The 13,542-nt window shown below is 54.6% G+C and carries 5 protein-coding genes; 1 reads left to right on the forward strand and 4 read right to left on the reverse strand.

The window, feature by feature from the left end:
- Positions 1 to 58 precede the first annotated feature (58 nt).
- Positions 59 to 1,693, forward strand: a complete 1,635-nt coding sequence (gene gpmI / locus B4B27_RS09535) for a 2,3-bisphosphoglycerate-independent phosphoglycerate mutase (RefSeq protein WP_290726006.1) — start codon at positions 59 to 61, stop codon at positions 1,691 to 1,693.
- 87 nt (positions 1,694 to 1,780) lie between these two features.
- On the opposite strand, the gene B4B27_RS09540 is transcribed toward gpmI, so the two are convergent.
- The 4 genes from B4B27_RS09540 to B4B27_RS09555 all read right to left on the reverse strand — a co-directional run bounded on the left by B4B27_RS09540 (position 1,781) and on the right by B4B27_RS09555 (position 13,535).
- Entirely contained in the window at positions 1,781 to 2,641 is an 861-nt protein-coding gene (locus B4B27_RS09540) for a hypothetical protein (RefSeq protein WP_290726008.1), read from the reverse strand.
- Positions 2,642 to 2,670: 29 nt separating this feature from the next.
- Positions 2,671 to 6,849, reverse strand: a complete 4,179-nt coding sequence (locus B4B27_RS09545) for a hypothetical protein (protein ID WP_290726010.1) — start codon at positions 6,847 to 6,849, stop codon at positions 2,671 to 2,673.
- A 44-nt stretch (positions 6,850 to 6,893) separates the two neighbouring features.
- On the reverse strand, positions 6,894 to 9,101 hold the full coding sequence (locus B4B27_RS09550; RefSeq protein WP_290726012.1) for a fibrobacter succinogenes major paralogous domain-containing protein: 2,208 nt from the start codon (positions 9,099 to 9,101) through the stop codon (positions 6,894 to 6,896).
- Between the two features lie 63 nt (positions 9,102 to 9,164).
- Positions 9,165 to 13,535, reverse strand: coding sequence for an InlB B-repeat-containing protein (locus B4B27_RS09555; protein WP_290726014.1), 4,371 nt, complete (start codon positions 13,533 to 13,535; stop codon positions 9,165 to 9,167).
- Between the last annotated feature and the right edge of the window lie 7 nt (positions 13,536 to 13,542).

Consider the following 13,542-nt stretch of genomic DNA (forward strand, 5'->3'; position numbering starts at 1 on the left):
TTGTGCTCGGATTTTAATTCAACTGGCTAGGCTCAGGCCGAGCTCAAGGAGACACAATATGCTCAAGAAGCTTTCCAATTTCCCCGGCATCAAGGGACCGGTCGTAACCATCGTGATGGATGGTTTTGGTATCACCGATAAGGTCGAAGGCAACGCCATCAAGGCTGCCCGCACCCCGACTCTCGACAACCTCTTCAAGATGTACCCGAACGTGCTTTTGAAGGCTCACGGCCGCGCCGTGGGTATGCCGACCAACGAAGACATGGGTAACTCCGAAGTGGGCCACAACGCCATCGGTGCCGGCCAGGTCTATAACCAGGGTGCAGCCCTCGTGCAGGACGCAATCGTCTCCGGCGACATCTTCGGCCGCGACGCCTGGAAGGAAATTGCCGCGAACGTGCGTGACCACGGTTCCGTGCTCCACTTCATCGGCCTCTTCAGCGACGGTAACGTCCACTCCAACATTTCTCACCTCAAGGCCATGGTTGCCCAGGCCAAGAAGGAAGGCCTGAAGAAGGTCCGCGTGCACATCTTGCTCGACGGTCGTGACGTGCCGGAAACTTCCGCCCTCGATTACGTTGGCCCGTTCGAAAAGTTCATGGACGAACTCCGCAGCCCGGAATTCGACGTTTGCATTGCTAGCGGCGGTGGCCGTATGCAGATTACCATGGACCGTTACAATGCCAACTGGAAGATGGTGGAACTCGGCTGGAAGACCCACGTGCTCGGCGAAGGCCGCTACTTCGACAACGCCACGCAGGCTATCGAAACTCTCCGCGGCGAAACCAAGGCTATTGACCAGGACCTGCCCCCGTTCGTGATTGCAAAGGACGGCGCTCCGGTCGGCACCATCAACGACGGCGACTCCGTGGTGTTCTTCAACTTCCGTGGCGACCGCGCTATTGAAATCACCCGCGCCTTCGAAGAAGAATCCTTCAACGAATTTGACCGCAAGCGCTTCCCGCATGTGTGCTACGCCGGCATGCTCCAGTACGACGGCGACCTCAAGCTCCCGAACCGCTTCTTGGTGCCGCCTCCGGCCATCAAGGAAACCAGCGGCGAATGGCTTTCCGAAACGGGCGTCAAGCAGTTTGCCTGCTCCGAAACGCAGAAGTACGGCCACGTGACCTACTTCTGGAATGGTAACCGTTCCAGCAAGTTCGACGGCGAAACATACTTGGAAATCGAATCCGACGTTGTTCCGTTCGAACAGCGCCCGTGGATGAAGGCTGCCGAAATCACCGACGCCATGATCGAAGCCTTGAAGAGCGGCAAGTACCAGACGCTCCGCTGCAACTTCCCGAACGGCGACATGGTGGGCCACACCGGCTCCTTCCGCGCTGCAACGATGGCTATCGAAGCCGTGGATATCGGCCTCGCCCGCTTGCTCCCGGTGATTGACGCTCTCGGTGGTGTCGCCATCATCACGGCTGACCACGGTAACGCAGACGAAATGTACGAAATCGACAAGAAGACCGGCATGCCGAAGCTCAACAAGGACGGTACCTTCAAGGCAAAGACAAGCCACACCTTGAACAAGGTTCCTTGCATCCTTTACGATAACGTAACCGGCGGCAAGCTCGGCCTCAAGGAAGGCGACTGGGGTCTGTCGAACATCGCAGCAACGACGGCCAACCTCCTCGGCCTCGAAAAGCACGAGGCTTGGGACGACAGCATGTTGATTATCAAGTAATCAACTGTCGCGACAGAATAACTAAAAAGGAACCCGCGAGGGTTCCTTTTTTTGTGGTCTCAAATATACCACTCGGGCCGATAGCAATTACTTGGGATAGTAGCTCACGCCGCCCGTGACAGACCAATGCCAACCGGGAAATTCTCCGAAGGTGTTGGCCGCACCCACCCGGAATTCCCAACTGTCGTTGAGCCTGTAGCCCGCGACAATGTATTCCGTCATCACCCGCGGGAACGCAAATTTCGCCTGTAAATTGCCGTTGGACCGATTCGGATAAGCCGGGTCGGGGCGATAGACGCTGAACGAGAAACTGAGGGAAAGCGGGCCATAGTAGGCACTGGCAAAACCGCCATAGACCGCCACCTGCCCGACACTCGTCGAAGACTCAAAGGAACCTTCCTCGAGCTCATCCCCGCCCAAGAAATAATGCACGCAGAAAAAGTCCGTTCCCGAATAGGTGAATTCGCGTCGGTGGATCCACAAGCCCGCCGCAGCCCCGATTTCGAAATACTTCGTATTCAGTCCCATAAACGCGTTGCCGAACACGCCCTTGTCAATGGAGGCGCTCCCTCCCAGCATGAGCAGGTTATGCTTGTACACGAAATCCAGGGAAGCGGTCAAAACAGGGAATCCCATCCTGTAAGTAGCATCCACGTTTTCATTGACCTCGATATCCTTGTATTCCTCGCAGTCCGCAAGGTTGCCACAATTTCCCTTCTTGTTGACAATGCCGGAAAGCCGTTCCTTCTCCGGGTTTCCCATGTGGACATTCGCCGTCAGGCGCGTCGCTGTCGTGTTGGGTTCCCTAAAGCCTCCCGCACCGCGCAATTCGGGCGACGCGAGAGCCTCCATCTCGAACTGTTCCACATGCCCGTAGCTCCCCGATATAGAACATCCGGAGAACAGGGAAAGGGCTAATACGAAACCAACAACGACGAGCGTCTTCATAAAGGACCACCTTCAAAAACAGGACTCTGCTACTTCACCATCAAGCGACCCATTCCGCCCACATTCCCCGCGCGGACGCGGAGCATATAGACACCGGGCTTCGGCGTTTCGACGGCGACGCTGTTGGCCCCCGCAAGCGCCTTCGTAGAAACGGAGCGCACCACATGTCCCTTCAGGTCTACGATATCCACACTTACGGCACTACCCGCGAGGCCTGATCCTGCATCGAAGCCCACCTGGAGCGTCGTACCGGACTGCATAGCCTTGAGACCATCAAGCGTGCGCGCAAGCACGGCCTTCGGGGCGTCACCCACATGGACATTCGCGACCTTCGGCGTCGTAGAGAGCATCACCTTCATGGCTGTGCCATTGACCATCTTCGTCGTCTTGCCGTCGACCGTCACATACACGGAGAGGCCCTTCGAAGCAAGGTCGTCGAGTCCTGCTATTTCGAGATAACCCATGCGGTCGCTGGTCGCCGAGAGTTCGACATTCCAATCGTAGGAGCCGTCAGAAATACGCTTCACGCTCTTCGCAAGCCGCTTGCCCGATTCCACGATGGAAAGGTTCACGCGGTTGCCCATGCCGGCAGGCGGCTCCTCGGAACGCAAGGCGACACGGCCCGCGCCGAGCACGTTCCAGTTATCCATCTTGCCTCGCGCATCGGAGAGTTTCACCTGTAGCGCCCAGCCGCTCTTGCCGGCGGCCTTCGCAAGCACAAACTTCTTGTTCAGCGACTTCGTAAGCACATTTTCGCCATCCATATTGAGCGAGTCGGCAAAGTAGGGGTCCGATGAAAGTTCCCATTTGGAGATTGAGTCGGGCTTGTTCACCTTCACCCACACCGCCTCGTAGGGAGCAAGAATTTTGGCCGGGTCATAGTTGCCGGTTGTCGGATTCCAGCGCCAGAATTCCACGGCAGGCAACAAGCTCCTGCAATATTCCTCAACCCATCCCTTCTGGCTTTCGTAGAACTCCTTGTCGAACCTTCCACCCATGTGGCTTTCGTGTTCAAGCCATTCCCACTTCTCGTCACACGAATTTTCTTGATTGTAGTCCCCTTCCTCCTCTTCTTCCTCATCGTCTACACCCAGATCCAGGTACCAGCCGTAGGGATTCGAGACAAGGTTCCAACCGCTGTTCACGCTGTCCAGTTTCCAGGTCAGGTCATCGACGAATGCGGAATCCTTCAGCTTGAGAGCGTTGCCGTCAAGCGAATTGTACCAGTAGCCGCGGCCCTGTACCAAGGAATCCTTGGGCGAAAGTTCCTGATACTGCCAGAACTTTCCCGCAGCATTCGATTCGTCCCACCAGTAGAAGATTCCATCGTCCGACCACTTGTAACTATCGAAATCGACATTCCAAAGCGAAACCATGTGCCAGGAATCGGCCTTGCCGTCCGCGATTGTCGACTTCACCTCGAAATCCTGCATATAGGTCGCCTTTTGATCGCCATTGAAGATTGTCGCGGTCAGCAGGTAGTTTCCGAATGCCAGCGGGTACTTGGTCCAGCGCGTCTCTTCGGGCCACCAACTTCCGTTATAGATGGTATCATTTACGATCAGCTCGCCATCGTCATTTTCTATCATGATGGCAATAAAGGGGTAATCCTGCACATACCTAAAGTTCCCCGTTTGCGCGACAAACTGAATAGCGTTGCCGGAACTCAGGATTCGCGGTTTCACGATTTCGAGCAATTCAAATTCGGCATCGCCTTCCTTACCGGGCTCGTCATTTCCCGAATCGCCGGAATCCGTGATTCCGTTCGCTTTCTCGAAGCCTTCAGGATAGACTAGCACCGCAACGACGGGTTTCATTTCGCCCTCGTCTTCTTGCATCGCCTTCTTGCCTTCGGGCGTTTTCAAAAATTCTTCCATAAGTTCGTCGTTCACCGAACCCAGGTCGAAATAGCCGTTTTCGTCCGACGGGACAAGAATGCCCGCCCTCGCCCTTTCAAGCAGGACATCCTGATCTGTCGTGAGAGCAAGTGCGGCACGGAGTTTCCAGCCCTTGAACCTGGAGCCATCCGTAATTGCCGGCGTAGAGGAATAGATATAGATGACCTGGCCAATTTCGAAGAACATGGGGGCACTTCCATCGCTAGCCATGCTGCTCACTTCCGTCAATGTGCCCGTCGCTGAATCCTTGGAGAATGTCATGACAGTCACGGGCGACATCATGTAATCCACGCCTTCGCCAAGGAAAATCTCGGCTTCCGAAACCGCATTCGCATTGCAATCGGTAGAAAGCGTATAGTTTTGACTCTGCGTATAGACATTATCCACAGCAAACGGGATCTTGCCCCTGGACATCACCCAACATACGGGAGCGCGATCAGGATTGTCCTGCGTCAGTTCGTAGGCGAACTCGGCCCACTTTTGGTTGATGCGCCCATCATTCGTTTCGAACCTAAAGAGATTCTCATTAATATTGCTCATACGATAGTTGCCGTAGTTGGAAAGCATCCGCTCCTCACTTTCGGTGAGACAGCCAGATTCGACACAATCCATCAAGAAGTAGACCCAAACATCATCAACAATGACCTGACTCTGGTCAGCATACCCCGGCAAGCCCGAAATATAGGGAGTCGCAAGCTTGTCGCCATATTGCCACGAGAGATTGGACACTTCCGTGAAGAAGCGCCGACCGTAGGTGTCCATCGCAGCGGCAAAACTTGCCGACTTCATGGCAGAACTGGATATGACTCCGTTCATAAACTCGCTGCCATCGCTGCCATCCTCTTCCTCGATCCGTACCACATAGGAACTCGTATCGAAAACACCCGCCGTGAGATCGCCGACCGCATTGCGGAAATTGCCCCGGGCAACAGTCATAGGTTGCGGAGCCGTGGCCTGACTGCCTGGAGTCAGCGTGCCCTCGGTATTGAATTCATTCGCAGCCGTCTCTGGATTGGCAAGAAAATCGCTGCTAATTTCACCCATAAAGCCGGCGGCGTCACCGGAATTATCGGAATAATGATAGTTTGCATAGAAATTAAAGAGCCACTCATATTGGCTAGGATTCTGTCCCAACGCCATAGAACCTATTCCAAACCCGATTTCGCACGGTGTCGAGCCATCGCAGCGGATATCGCCCACGGTGAAAGTATTGGTCATCTGGATAGCATAGCCGGAAGTGCCAAACGGCAAAGGATCTGCATAACCCACAAGGCCACCGACTCGGCTTCCACCCGCTTCGGTCTGGTCCGCAACTTCAAGACCTTCTATAGCCACGTTCGCAAAAGTGCCTCCAGAAGCCTTGCCGACAAGACCCCCGATCGAAGCAAGGATAAGTCCATTTTCATTCCGACCATCGCTAAATTTCGCATCCCGATGATGCGTTACGGACAAATTCTTGACAACGACACTTTCCATAGAAGCAAGCGTATCCACTTTTCCAAAGAGACCGCCGATCATCACTTGGTCATATTCATTCGGATTTTCAGTCGCCACCGACGAAACGGAAATATTTTCGCCCTGGAAATTATAAACACTTACATTCACGGCCTGCGAAGCTAAGACCCCAGCAAAGGAATACGACTTGATAACGGCATCTTTCACGGAAACGTTCGTGTATACATACGAAACCACCCCGAAAGTCGAAGCAGCGCCCAGAGACGCTTCATTTATAAGAAGTCCCGCGTATTCATCATTCTCCAGATGGACATCCTCGAAATTGACATTCTCAAGTGTAATTTCGCCCCCATCCCTCCTTGCGGCAAAGGCAGCGTAATCACTGGAGTATTCCGATATGCGGCAAAGACCTCGCACCGTGTATGTCTTGCTGTCCTTGCTCCTAATGATGATCGCACCGCTTACCCCTTCAAAAACAAACGGACGGAACTCCTGATTGCACTTTTGCTGCGATTCGTCATAGCCACCGAAGTCGACATCCGACGCCAAGAAGAGACCCATGATAGGGGCATCCTCCTGGTTGATAAGCTCATACAAGGTTTCGTAAATTCCCTGCTCTCCTCCGTCTTCAGGGCCAATCCAGAGAGCGCTGCATGTTTCACCTTCGGCAGGCTGATAGCCGGCCTGTTGCTGCGACAGCTGCACGTAGTATTCGCCGTCGTACCCGGTCCGCTTTACGCAATAGACCTTCCCTTCCTCTTCCTGGTTAGACGTTCCGGCCGCCCACGGCGACACAGCGAGGAGTGTCGCAGAAAGCGCGACCGCTGTTTTCAAGAAGGCAAATTTCCTGTCCATACGGAAACTCCTGTTCAAAAAGCTATCCATAAAAAATCGACCCGTCATTCTTCGACCTCCCTGACGCAGCGGACATAATACGCATAGTCATCAATACTATCATAACTAAAGTTTATCACACTGCTATTGTTCAAAGGAAGGAAATAAGCATAGCTCAGAATATCCTTTCTTTCGCTCGTCCAGAATCCCGTCCTGTATCCCTCTTCATAGGAATGGGAATTGTACCGGTAGCCCGCCGGAATACCAGCAAACCCCACAGAATCAGAACCACTCCATCCATCGTTCCAACCGCTAGTCGTTTTCAACTTGGGGCCGACCTTGCTCGAGCCTCCCATAGCATCTACCAGTGTTTTATATTCCGCCTGGGTAGGCAAATGCCACCCCTCAGGGCATGCAGAGTCCACTGCAATTTGCCAGTCATACATGCGCCCCGCCACCTTGCAATAATCAGCATTGTCATCATAGCAGTAGCTACCCTCGACAGGCGCATAGTTCATATTCTGGGCCGTCCACTCCAGGGATCCGACAACGATTGTCCTGTACTTTTGTCCATCGCGGGGGTCGACCAGCGTGCCATATTTTATATCCGGTCTAAGGCGAGTTTCCGTAGGAACATTCCAGCTCCATGTTTCAAAATCCACCCAGCCGTTAGCCGTGCAGTAATACCTCACATTCCCCGTCACGACTCCATACTTAATATCACCGACATTTTTCGAAGCACAGTCCAGGCCATAGGTATCATACTCTATTTCCAGGGCTTCGTCCCAGCCGTCTGATTTGCAGATATAATAGGTGGTATATCCCTCTTCGCCAAGCAGCTTGACTTCGCCCTCGTTATCCGTCCCGCACTCATGGCCGTAGGTGTCAAAATCCAGTTGAGATACAGTCCGCCAGCCAATATCGGAGCACATGTAATAGGAATAGTCCATGTTGCTTTTCAGGACCAACCCTTTGCGTTTTTCCGTGCAGCCACCCAGCCCGAGCATATATTCGCGCGGGGTCGCAACCACCCACTTTTCGAGGGACTCATCGTATTTGTAGCAATCTCCGGTTTCGCTCCACCTGATAGAGCCATCTTCTACAGCCTCCCAATCTTCGAAATCCTGCCTGATATCCGCGACCCATTCGCCGTCGCTGCAAAGGAAGCGGTATCGCGACCCATAGTAGATGCTGAGCTCATTCGCAATCTCGACTCTTTTACCTTCATTTTTCGCATCGCATTTACCAAGTCCAAAGACATTGGCCCAGAACATGCGCACGTACTTTTCGAAATTCGCGATTTCGCCCATGCCCCATGCATCCATGTTCTTGCGCACGGCGGCAAGCTTGCCGCCCATTTCCATCTGTACCGCCCAGTCCGCCATTTCGGTCTTGACGGTCGAATCTTTCCATTCGCCATTGCGTTCGATATCGCCTGCAAAATTTTTCAACCGAAGCAGAAGCTGCACGTCGCTCACGTCGCCCTGCATGATTACATCGACAGCCAGCAGAATGGCGCTGCCGTCATCGGAATAAGCGATATCCAGGTCCCCGAAATTTCCGACAGAGCCTTCAATGCCGAGAGCGTCCAGGATTTCGGATTCTGCCTGTTGCCTCGCGTCCGCGACACTCTTGCCCGACGCCACCAAGCTACGCACGCGCGCGTATTCCAGATGCGTCAGCAAGTTCACGTTCACCGAGCTGGTTTCAGAGAAATCCACCAAAGCTTTCAGGGTGACGGGAATGTCTGTCACGCTGCCCGATACAGCAAGGCGGTAATTGCCGCTAATTTCGACAGCAGCATATTGCGAAGCAAGCGTCACCCCATGCACCTCATAACCGCCGAGGCCGCCTGTAGACCATCCCCTGTATACGCGGCCCGTCTCTTCGAGCGTTTCGCCATTGAGTTCCAGCACAGAAACTGCCGTGAGGGTTTCAAACGGGCTCATGCCCGTAATAAACTCATCTTCAATCCCGCTTCCGCCATCGGACGAAGAACTCACCGCACTGCTGGAAGATTTTTCATCACCAGACCGAGTCGTATCATACGCGATCCAGTTTCCCTTCTTGCAGACCAAGAGAGAATCGGCATCCTTCAGGTAGGCCGTCATGCCATCACGGTCTTCGTTGCATTCCTTGAGGCCGTCGGCATCGTCCACCACATAATCGGCAAGCATCAGCTCGTCCAGGATACTCTCGCCATTGTCATCACCGCAGGCCGCAAGAAAAAAAGCGACACCGAAAAGGGGCAGCAAACGACGGGCACAACTCATAACATTCTCCTTTTTTAGGAAGGGGCCTGCTACAAATCTATCTTTTTTCTAAAGAAAGAGGTACTATTTTAGTACAATTCTATGGATTCCGACTTGATTTTCAAGGCGAACCCGTACTAAGTAGAGTCCCTTAACGGATGTTGCGATGTAAGCGGTATTTTCGCCACGACGGGCCACCAGCCGTTCGCTTGCAACAACCTTTCCGTTCACCGAAACGATGTCAACGCGGCCTTCGCTGCCCGCCAGGCCGGGCGCCGCATCGAAAGACACGCCGACTAGCGAGCCCTGCTGCACAAAGCGGAAATTCGAGAATTTCGCCGCCCCCGCTACGGCCACGTTCTCCCTGGAAACACGTAGCGTCACGGGTTTGGCGTTTTTCTCTAGTGAAATTTCCATAGCCTTGCCGTCCGTGGCTTCGAACGTCCTGCCATCTACGGCAACGAACACGCGGAGACCCGCGGCCACGACATCTTCGAGACCTTCGAAGGAGAGGGACGCCTTGCGCGCACTCGTGGCACTCGCCTCCATGTTCCATACAAATTCACAATCAACTTCTGCGGCACAGGAGCGGGCCTTCACGCTCTTTGCCAGGCGTTGGTTGTCTTCGACAATGGAGAGGTTCACAAAATCGCCCATGCCGGCAGGCGGTTCCGCCAGCGTCGATTCATCACCCACGCCAATAAAGTTCCAGCTGTCGCGCTTGCCGTTTTTGTCGGACAGCATCACACGCAAATTCCAGCCGCCATTTCCATTTGCGGACTTCGCAAGCATCCGCTTGGAAGCCCCGGCTACAGCAGGGGCCGACTTCGCAGCAGGTTTTGCCGGAATCCGAACCGTCACCGGCCTAGAGACCTTCGCCCATATGGCCTCGTAAGGCGCAAGGGTATCGGCAATTTCGTATTCGCTTGTTTCCGGATTCCACTGCCAGAACTGGACATCACCGTAATCATCCGCATCAAGAACGATGTTCCAGCTGTAGGGATTCGCCACCAGATTCCAACCACTGTAGAGGCTATCGAGTTCCCATTCGATATCGGAAGCCTCCTCGGGGTTGCTGTTCCGGAGTTCGATAGTCTTGCTTTCGAACGTTCCAAACCAGAATCCGCGAGTCGCATCGTATTTCTCGGTTTCGTCATAACGGCGGTATTGCCAGTATTCGCCGATGGGATTGCGTTCGTCCCACCAGTAGAACGCCGATTCCTCGCCGAAGGATTCCATATCCTTAAATGCGGCGACACTCACCAGCTGCCAAGAATGGGCTTCCATCGTAATGTGTGCAGGTTCCACCGCCCGGTCGCTACTGGATTCCGGTTTTTCGATTCCACTGCTCGATTCCGGGACTTCTTCGCTGGAGCTCGAAATTTCGTATTCTCCGCTGGAACTGGATTCGGCAACTTCTTCGGAAGAACTTGCGGGCTGCATTTCGCTCGAACTCGAAAGGAGCACGCTCGAGCTCGACAGGAGCGAACTGCTCGATTCCGGCACGCTACTGCTAGAAACTTCGGCGCTGCTGCTCGAAACCGGGATTTCTACGGCACGGAAGGTCGCATGGTAAACCGCATCTCCCTTCACCGGCGCCAAAGCCGGTTCCCATCCCGTCCACGTCCACGTATGCAGTTCCGTCGCGGGCTTCGTCGGAGTTTCGCCATCGTACACGGGCATCGTCCCGTACTCGAATTCCTTTTCGAACAGTTTGCGTTCACCTTCCTTGAACACCACCTTGTAGCTGTTGATCGTATAGCGGGCAGTCACCGTCAAGTCCGATTCCACATTGTCGAAAGCCTTGTCCCAGCCTGCAAAGGTGTAACCTTCGTGTTCCGGGGGCTCGGGCGCAACCGCGGCTTCGCCGCTCTTGACCGTCTGCGTCCCGACAAGCGTCTTGCCGTCCTTATCCATGAAATTCACATGGAAGGCCACCACGGAAATCGGAGCCACGGCCGAATGCGGACCCCACGCGATAAAGGGAAGGCTCCCGTTTTCGCCTTGCTCAAAAGCCCACACGTAGGGCGACTGGTCCGTATTCATGAACCCGGCGAAAGCGGATTTCTGCATCGTCGCAGAAACCTCCGTACCGTTGCTATTTTCGTCAAGCGACCGGACCGCGCCATTCCTGATCACGTAACCCGAAGCGTATTGGCCGTTCTGAACCTTCCAGGATGCAGTAGCATCGTTGCCGCTATACTTGAAGGCGCCATACGGATATTCCACCGCATCTTCGCCATAATGGTATGCGTAAAACACATCGACCTTCGCGGTGGCATCGAGCTTTCCGAAAAGGTATCCCGTCTTGACGGGAGCCGCATCGACGGAAACGAGGTTCCCCACATAGAAGGCATTCTTCATTTCGACGTCGGCATAGGTGACGGTCGCACCCACAAGGCCACCTGCCAGCAGGCTGTCCGTACCGAACGCGCCTTGAACCGCAATATTGCCGGAGGCTCCCGACTTCTGCATGCTACGCAGCGCATAGCAATAGCCGCAGATGCCGCCCACCATCGAAGCGGAAGGTTTCTCGAAATTCGATCCCGAAGCGTCGATACGGATAAGGTTATCGCCCGAAGCATCTACCGTGACATCGCGGAACGACACGGACTTGGTTCCCCCGCTGACCGCCCTATTGAAGAACGCCCCCAGGATACCGCCCACGTAAACAGGGCTTACGCTGTCGGCCACCGAGATAGAGCCCGTATAGGTCGAATTCAAAAGTTCGAGGTCATTCTTGGTGCCGTTGCCGAGGATATCGGCAATCCCGAAGAACCCACCGACGAAAATGCTGTCGTATGCCGGGAAATAGCTATTGACCAGTTCGCCTTCATAAGAGGATTTCAGGTTCGAACGGATATCCACATCGCTACGGCATCCCAAAAGCCCCTTTCCGTTTACAGACAAAATAGCAATTCCCGCGAAACCGCCGAGGTAGGCGTTCACATCAAACCCGTCCCCTACCGCAGTCGCAGACCCTGCCACCGAGATAGAACCCAGCGCGCGGGAACCCACGATGGAGACAAAACTGTCGTCGGTGAGGTTAGCGGCATCGGTTTCTCCCGCAAGGCCCAAAAGCCCACCCGCATAGTAGGCATGCGAAACAGCGCGCGTCAAGGAATCCTTCACCATCACCTTCACCGTATCTTTCTGCAGCGAGAACGAAGCCCCCTTGAACACGGAGACGCGACCAACAAGGCCACCCGCAAACACGCTGTCCGCGTTGGCACCGCCGATTCCGACGACACCCGCGCTGTTCACAATCGAGAGGTTCGCCACCGCCGACGAATACGGGCCATTGGTGCCATAGGTGATTCCCGCTTCGCCGAAGATACCGCCCATCGCCATACCGCCCGAAATCTTGGTATACGCCTTGCCGCTGTCGCTGGAATCAAGCTTTATGTTGTCCATAACGACCGACGAACTATCCACCGTCGCATCGACAAAGCCCGCATACGCATAGAGCCCGGCAACGCCACCGAGAGCAGACAACGTTGCAGCCGAAGAGGAATCCTGCACCTTGGCACGGACCGTCAGATTCTTGAAGTCCACCTGGAAAGCAAAACCGGCAATTCCACCCAGGAACACGGAATAGCGGCTGCCCCAGTCAAACAACGTAGAGCCCGCAAAGTTCCCTTTTTCATTCGAGAGTTCGAGCACGTTGCGAATAAGGATGTCGTCGTTCGCCGTAATGTCCGAAACCGTCGATGCGCTGATATTGCCCGCAAGGGCCCCCGCTACGGGCGCCTGGATATCCACATCCTGTAAGCTCACGCGACGCACCGTCGACATCCACACATAACCGGCAAGCGCACCAACCGGATAGTAGTCCGCGCCCGCTTCCGCCACATCGCGGTCCGCACGCAAATCCGACACCACCATGCGAACATTCTTGAAGTTCACGTTCACGGCCTCGTGCTCCTTGATGGAGCTGAAGAAACCGGCCGGCTGCGTCATCGCTCCAGACGCGACATCGTGCACATAGCAAAGGTTTTTTACCCAGAACCCGTTGCCGTCGAAAATCACATGCGCTGTCGAAAAATCAAGCGGCACGTGGTTCATAAGGCATGTCCCGGCGGGAGTCGTCTCGTCAAATTCGTGAAGGTCGATATCGGAAGCAAGCATCAGGTTCTTCTCGGCATTGCCCCAATGTTCCTGGACCAAGTCGTAGAGCGCCTGCGGATTCCCGTCATCGGCCACGCCCAGGCATTGGCCGCCCGACGCCTGGAAAAAGCCGCCATTGCCGCTGATTCCGTGGGGACCGCCCGTGTAGGACGCCATGTTCACCACGATCTGCCATGCGGGATCGTTACAGCCCGCGTTCGCATTCTGGGAAAGATACAGGTTGCCGGGGCTAGAGTTCAGGGAAAAGAGGCTATAGAACCCACCCGCAAACGCCGGAAGCGCTACGGAGAACAGCGAAATTGTAAAAAAACGTGAAAAAAATGACATCTCAACC

The organism is Fibrobacter sp. UBA2449 (assembly GCF_002342555.1).
In the GTDB taxonomy this organism is placed as follows: domain Bacteria; phylum Fibrobacterota; class Fibrobacteria; order Fibrobacterales; family Fibrobacteraceae; genus Fibrobacter.

What these genes read in the sequence shown, in the direction of transcription:
- gpmI (WP_290726006.1), top strand. Translation starts at nt 59, where the DNA reads ATGCTCAAGAAGCTTTCCAATTTCCCCGGCATCAAGGGACCGGTCGTA.
- B4B27_RS09540 (WP_290726008.1), bottom strand. Translation starts at nt 2,641, where the DNA reads ATGAAGACGCTCGTCGTTGTTGGTTTCGTATTAGCCCTTTCCCTGTTC.
- B4B27_RS09545 (WP_290726010.1), bottom strand. Translation starts at nt 6,849, where the DNA reads ATGGACAGGAAATTTGCCTTCTTGAAAACAGCGGTCGCGCTTTCTGCG.
- B4B27_RS09550 (WP_290726012.1), bottom strand. Translation starts at nt 9,101, where the DNA reads ATGAGTTGTGCCCGTCGTTTGCTGCCCCTTTTCGGTGTCGCTTTTTTT.
- B4B27_RS09555 (WP_290726014.1), bottom strand. Translation starts at nt 13,535, where the DNA reads ATGTCATTTTTTTCACGTTTTTTTACAATTTCGCTGTTCTCCGTAGCG.